The 6,155-nt window shown below is 70.0% G+C and carries 7 protein-coding genes; 3 read left to right on the forward strand and 4 right to left on the reverse strand.

All coding sequences use genetic code 11. The features are described 5' to 3' along the window. Positions 1–116: 116 nt before the first annotated feature. From AQI94_RS06240 to aroQ, 3 genes are all read left to right on the forward strand, one after another. Complete coding sequence (locus AQI94_RS06240) at positions 117–419, forward strand: hypothetical protein (protein WP_031050783.1); 303 nt, start codon at positions 117–119, stop codon at positions 417–419. Positions 420–457: 38 nt separating this feature from the next. Beyond that, complete coding sequence (locus AQI94_RS06245; protein ID WP_031050780.1) at positions 458–1,558, forward strand: calcium:proton antiporter; 1,101 nt, start codon at positions 458–460, stop codon at positions 1,556–1,558. A gap of 175 nt (positions 1,559–1,733) precedes the next feature. Further along, the gene (gene aroQ / locus AQI94_RS06250; protein ID WP_031050777.1) at positions 1,734–2,207 is read left to right on the forward strand and encodes a type II 3-dehydroquinate dehydratase; all 474 of its coding nucleotides are present in this window, start codon (positions 1,734–1,736) and stop codon (positions 2,205–2,207) included. A gap of 34 nt (positions 2,208–2,241) precedes the next feature. Here the strand turns inward: aroQ and AQI94_RS06255 are convergent, their stop codons facing one another. The 4 genes from AQI94_RS06255 to AQI94_RS06270 all read right to left on the reverse strand — a co-directional run bounded on the left by AQI94_RS06255 (position 2,242) and on the right by AQI94_RS06270 (position 5,773). Then, on the reverse strand, positions 2,242–3,000 hold the full coding sequence (locus AQI94_RS06255; RefSeq protein ID WP_031050774.1) for an amino acid ABC transporter ATP-binding protein: 759 nt from the start codon (positions 2,998–3,000) through the stop codon (positions 2,242–2,244). Next, the gene (locus AQI94_RS06260; protein WP_031050772.1) at positions 2,997–3,887 is read right to left on the reverse strand and encodes an amino acid ABC transporter permease; all 891 of its coding nucleotides are present in this window, start codon (positions 3,885–3,887) and stop codon (positions 2,997–2,999) included. Before AQI94_RS06260 ends, AQI94_RS06255 begins: the two co-directional genes overlap by 4 nt. Then, positions 3,884–4,768: an ABC transporter substrate-binding protein gene (locus tag AQI94_RS06265; protein ID WP_031050769.1), complete on the reverse strand. Its 885-nt coding sequence runs from the start codon at positions 4,766–4,768 to the stop codon at positions 3,884–3,886. Before AQI94_RS06265 ends, AQI94_RS06260 begins: the two co-directional genes overlap by 4 nt. 381 nt (positions 4,769–5,149) lie before the next feature. Continuing rightward, positions 5,150–5,773, reverse strand: a complete 624-nt coding sequence (locus AQI94_RS06270; RefSeq protein ID WP_062229616.1) for a TetR/AcrR family transcriptional regulator — start codon at positions 5,771–5,773, stop codon at positions 5,150–5,152. Positions 5,774–6,155 lie beyond the last annotated feature (382 nt).

Genomic DNA, 6,155 nt, shown 5'->3' on the forward strand with positions numbered 1-6,155 from the left:
GAAGAACCACCACCGGGAGCGGTGCGCGGCGAATTGCCGGGTACCGCTCCCGGTGCTTGTTTTGTTCCAGAGCGCGTTCCCCGCCCCGGGGGCGCCGCAGGCCGGCTGGAGACCCCATGAAGTTCGTGCAGATCATCGGCTTCGAGACCGAGCGCCTGGAAGAGATGCGGCAGCTGCTGGAAGAGGCGGGCCGGCGTAACGAGGGCCGGACGGGCGGCCCGACCCACAGCACGCTTCTCAAGGACCGGGACAAGCCGAACCACTATCTGGCGTTGGTCGAGTTCGAGTCGTGCGACGAGGCGATGCGCAACAGCGACGACCCGGAGACGAGCAAACTCGCTGAGCAGCTGGGCGCCTTGAGCCTCGGCGAGCACGTCTACACCAACTGCGACGTTCTGGAGTCGCGCGAGCTCAAGTAGCCCTGGCGGAGTACGCGCGCCTCTGCGACGATCGCTGCATGATCGCTCGGCTCAGGTCGCTCGCCACGGGCTGGACGTCCGTCGTGCCGGTGCTCGCGGTCGTCCTGCTGGTGTTCACCTGGGGCCGCGATCTGCCCGCGGCGGTCGTCGTGCTCGTGACCCTGGTGCTCGCCGGGGCCGTGCTGGCCGCCGTGCACCACGCCGAGGTGGTCGCCCACCGGGTCGGCGAACCGTTCGGCTCGCTCGTCCTCGCCGTCGCCGTCACCATCATCGAGGTGGCCCTGATCGTCACCCTGATGGCGGACGGCGGCGACAAGAGCTCGACCCTGGCCAGGGACACGGTCTTCGCGGCCGTGATGATCACCTGCAACGGCATCGTCGGCATCAGCCTCCTCGTGGCCTCACTGCGCCACGGCACCGCGGTCTTCAATCCCGAGGGCACCGGCGCCGCCCTCGCCACGGTCGCCACCCTGGCCACGCTGAGTCTGGTGCTGCCGACGTTCACCACGAGCAAGCCGGGTCCGGAGTTCTCCACCACCCAGCTGACCTTCGCCGCGGTGTCCTCGCTGATCCTGTACGGCCTGTTCGTGGCGACCCAGACCGTCCGGCACCGCGACTACTTCCTCCCGATCACCCGCCAGGGCGAGGTCATCACCGTCGACGACCACGCGCACGCCCCCAGCGCCCGCGCCGCGCTGATCAGCCTGGGCCTGCTGGGCCTGGCACTCATCGGGGTGGTCGGCCTGGCCAAGGGGGTCTCGCCGACCATCGAGTCCGGGGTGGCCAAGGCCGGTCTTCCGCAAGCCGTCGTCGGTGTGATCATCGCCCTGCTGGTGCTGCTCCCCGAGACCATCGCCGCCCTGCGCTCCGCGCGCCGCGACCGTGTGCAGACCAGCCTCAACCTGGCTCTCGGCTCGGCCATGGCCAGTATCGGCCTGACCATCCCCGCGGTCGCCCTGGCATCCCTCTGGCTCTCCGGCCCGCTCGTCCTCGGCCTCGGCTCCACCCACATGGTGCTGCTGGCCCTGACGGTGGTGGTGAGCTCCCTGACGGTGGTGCCCGGCCGGGCCACACCGCTTCAGGGCGGCGTCCACCTGGTGGTGTTCGCGGCCTACCTGGAGCTGGCGATCAACCCGTAGCGAATCCGTGGCGGGCTCCGCCGTCACCGCCGCCACGGGCACGGACACGGACACGGGCACGGGCTCGGGCGGGTACGGGATCGTCGTCAGGTCCGGAGGGCAGGGGCCCGCACCGCGCCCGGTGCACCGTGATAGACCGGGTCCGAGCAGCCCGTCTTCACCGACCGGAGGAACCGTGCCCCGCACCCTCGCCAACGCCCCGATCATGATCCTCAACGGTCCCAACCTGAACCTGCTGGGTCAGCGGCAGCCGGAGATCTACGGCAAGGACACCCTCGCCGATGTCGAGGCCCTGTGCGCCGAGGCGGCGGCCGCGCACGGCGGGACGGTGGACTTCCGGCAGTCCAACCACGAGGGCGAGCTGGTCGACTGGATCCACGAGGCGCGGCTGAACCACTGCGGGATCGTCATCAACCCCGGTGCCTACTCGCACACCTCGGTCGCGATCCTGGACGCGCTCAACACCTGTGACGGGCTGCCTGTGCTGGAGGTGCACATCTCCAACATCCACCGGCGCGAGTCCTTCCGGCACCACTCCTACGTCTCGTTGCGCGCGGACGGGGTCATCGCGGGCTGCGGTGTGCAGGGATACGTGTTCGGCGTGGAGCGGGTCGCGGCGCTGGCGGGGCCGGCCCAGGCGCAGGCGTAGGCGAGTAAGGACCGCTCGCCATAGTGGGCGGTCCTTACAGCCGTCCCGCCTCCACGATCCGCTTCAGGAAGCGCTGCGTGCGCTCCTGCTGCGGGTCGCCGAAGATCTGTTCGGCGGTTCCGCGCTCCAGGACCACACCCGCGTCCAGGAAACAGACCTGGTCGGCGACCTCGCGCGCGAAGCCCATCTCGTGCGTGGCCAGCATCATGGTCATCCCGTCGGCCTTCAGGTCGCGCACGACGTTCAGGACCTCGCCCACAAGCTCGGGGTCGAGGGCCGCGGTGATCTCGTCGAGCAGCAGCAGGCGGGGACGCACGGCCAGGGCCCGGACGATGGCCACCCGCTGCTGCTGACCGCCGCTGAGCCGGTCGGGGTACTCGCCGGCCTTCCCGTCCAGCCCGAGCCGCTCCAGGAGCTCGCGGGCGTGCTCCTCGGCCTCCGCATGGGCCACTCCGTGCACCCGGCGCGGGGCCAGCGTGATGTTCTCCAGCACCGTCATGTGCGGGAAGAGGTTGTACGCCTGGAAGACCACGCCGATACGGCGCCGTATCGCGTCCTGGTCGGCACGCGGATCGGTGATCTCCTCGCCGTCCAGCCAGATGGCGCCGTCGTCGATCTCCTCCAGGAGGTTGGCGCAGCGCAACAGGGTCGACTTGCCGGAGCCTGAGGCCCCGATCAGCGCGGTCACCGTGTGCGGGGCGACCTCCAGGTCGACGTCCCGCAGCACGACCGAGTCCCCGAAGGTCTTGCGGACCGACTCCATCCGCAGCACCGGTCCGTCTGCGTCGCTCATGCGATTCCTCCCTGGGCCCGCTGACGGTCCATCCGCGCCGTCACCCAGTCCGTGAAGCGGGTCATCGGGATGGTCAGCGCCACGAACACCAGGCCCGCGACGATATACGGCGTGTAGTTGAGGCTCCGGCCGACGATGATGTCGGCGGCCCGCACCGCGTCGATCGCGCCCCCGATCGACACCAGACCGGTGTCCTTCTGGAGGGATACCAGGTCGTTCAGCAGGGGCGGCACCTGGCGGCGCACCGCCTGCGGCAGCACCACGTACCGCAGCGCCTGCCGGTTGGACAGCCCGAGCGAACGGGCCGCGGCGCGCTGCGAGGGGTGCACGGACTCGATGCCGGCGCGGAACACCTCGGCCACGTACGCCGAGTACGTCAGCGTGAGGGCCGTGCCGCCCAGCAGCACCGGGTCGACCGTCACGCCCTGGAGGCGCAGGGCCGGGACGCCCAGGACGACGATCATGAGGTTGATGATGAGCGGAAGGCCGCGGAAGAAGTCCGTGTAGGCGGCGGCCAGGAAACGCAGCGGGAAGAACACCGGGCCGCGCAGCGTGCGGGCGATGGCGATCAGCATGCCGAGCACCAGCACGGCGACTCCGCAGACCAGCAGCAGCCGGACGTTCAGCCACAGCCCTTCGAGGACCTTCGGGAACGCCTCGCGCGCGTACTGCCCGCTGAAGAACGTCTCCTTGGTGCGCGGCCAGCCGGGCGCGCTGACGACGACCAGGTAGAGGACGACGGCGGTGACCAGGGTCGAGACCGCGGCGATCGCCGTCGCGCGGCGGGCGCGGGTGCGCTTGAGGCGCTCCCGCTCGATCCGGCGCTGCGAGGGCGTGTAGGAGTCGCCCGTGTCCTCCTGGCCCGCCTCGTCCTTCGTGAGCGTCACTTGAGCACCGGTGCGTCGACGGCGTCCGACAGCCACTCCTGCTCCAGCTCGGCGAGCGTGCCGTCCTTGCGCAGGGCGTCCACGGCGCCGGTCACGCAGGAGGTGAGGGCGCTGCCCTTGTCGAGCACGAGCCCGAACTGCTCCGGCGTACCGCCCTTGTTCTCGAACTGCCCGACGATCGTGCCGTCCGTCACCTCGGCCGCGGTGATGTAGAAGGCGGTCGGCAGGTCGACGACGATGGCGTCCACCTGACCGTTCTGGAGCGCGGACTTCGCCTGGTCGTTCTTGGCGTAGGCGGCGGCCTCCTCGGTCGGCTTCACCACGTCCTCGATGTAGTTCAGGCTCGTGGTGCCGACCTGGGCGCCCAGCTTGAGGCCCTTGAGGTCCGCGATGCTCTTCGCCTTGGCGGCCTTGCTGCCCTTGAGCGCGACGACGGCCTGGCGCACGTCGTAGTAGCCGGACGAGAAGTCCACGGCCTTCTTGCGCTCGGCGCTGATCGACACCTGGTTGATGTCGAAGTCGAAGGTCTTCTCCCCGGGCGCGAAGGCCTTGTTGAAGGGGACGCTCTGCCAGACGACGGCGCTCTTGTCGTAGCCGAGCTGCTTCGCCACGGCGTAGGCGACGGCCGACTCGAAGCCCTTGCCGTTCGCGGGCTTGTCGTCCTTGAACCACGGCTCGTACGCGGGCTCGTCGGTCGCGACGGTCAGCTTGCCGGAGGTCTTGGTGGCCAACTGGCCCTTGGCGCAGGTGGTTCCGGTCGACCCCGAGGCCTTGGCGTTCGCGTCGTCCTCCGGCTGCGGAGCACAGCCGACGGCGGTGGCGAGCAGGGCTATGGATGCCGCGGCGGCGGCGCGGCGCAGGGCGCGAGGGGCAGGGTGCATGGCGGGAGAGTGACAGTCCACTGTCCCGTTTGTCGAGGTCACGACGGCAATCGTCCGCATATTGGGAACGGGTGTTGCATTTCTGTGAACAGTTTCCGGACAGCGGGCCGGGGCCGCCGGTCGAGGGCGGGGATGAAAGACCGGCGGCCCGTACCGCGCAGGAGCCGTCATCCTGTGCGGGGCTGCTCCCAGTTGACTGCGCAACCATGTGCGCGGGGAGCGCGTGCGTGACACCGGCGTGTGCGAAGAGTTCACACGGGGTGCGTGCGAAAGAGTGTGCGCGGGGCGCGCGTCCTGGAGCTCGGAGCGTCCCTGAACTCACCACCCGTGCGCGCCACTCCGGCAGTTGCGGGCGCTCCGCGCCGAGCGTCGTGCCCCTGCTCAGGGGTGGCGCGGGCGAGGCAGCAAGGCGAATGCGCTCTCCGCGATCGAGGTCAGGCGGTCGGGGCCGTGGCCGTACGCGCCTACGACATCGGTCCCGCGGATGACGGTCAGCAGGAGGTACGCGAGGTCGTCGGGATCCGCGTCGGGGTCGATGTCGCCGTTGCGCTGGGCCGCTCGCACACACTCGGCCACCGCCGTGCGGACCACGGAGAAGCAGTCGTTGGCCAGGCGTTGCACCTCGGGGTCGGAGGCGCCGATCTCCAGGGCCATCTTGGCGGCGAAGCAGGCTGCGGCCGTCCGGTCGGGGGCGGGGGGTACGTCGGCGGCGAGTGGCACCCCGTGGACGGCGCGGAGCAGGTACGCGTGCAGCCGATCCAGGGCGCCCTCGTCCGGTCCGTCGAGCATCGTCCGCGGGCCCTGCGCCAGCCGGGCGAAGTACCCGGCCATCGCCTGCAGCAGCACGCCGTGCTTGCCGTCGAACGCGGCGTAGAGGCTGCCGCGGCCCAGGCCGGTGGCGGCACTGATGTCGTCGACGCTCGTGCCGTTGTAGCCGGAGGTGCGGAACTGCCGCTCGGCGGCGTGGAGGACGTGGTCGGGGTCGAAGCTTCGTGGTCTGGCCATGCATCGAAGGTAAAGCCGACCCGTCGTATTTGACAACCCGGTACAGAACCGCCTAGGTTTCCGACTGTTCAGTACACAACGGTCCTGGGCTCACCGGTCTGCAAGGCGGAGACCGCGGATCCGTACATCGCGAACGTCCCGACCGAACCGGGGCCGGACTCTCCACAACAGCCCAAGCCGGTCGCCGACCACATCCTCGGCTTTCTGAACAGCTGACCCCCTGCAACCACCCAGATCTCGAAGGGCTGACCGAACCATGACTGACAAGGAAAGGCAGGAGGCCATGGCTGTGGCGACTCCTCCGTACGCGAGCGACGCACTGCCCGAGGGGACCGTCGACGCGGTGGTGATCGGCGGGGGCGCCGCGGGGCTGAACGGTGCA

Origin of the sequence: Streptomyces pseudovenezuelae (assembly GCF_001513955.1) — a bacterium.
Classification (GTDB): domain Bacteria; phylum Actinomycetota; class Actinomycetes; order Streptomycetales; family Streptomycetaceae; genus Streptomyces; species Streptomyces pseudovenezuelae.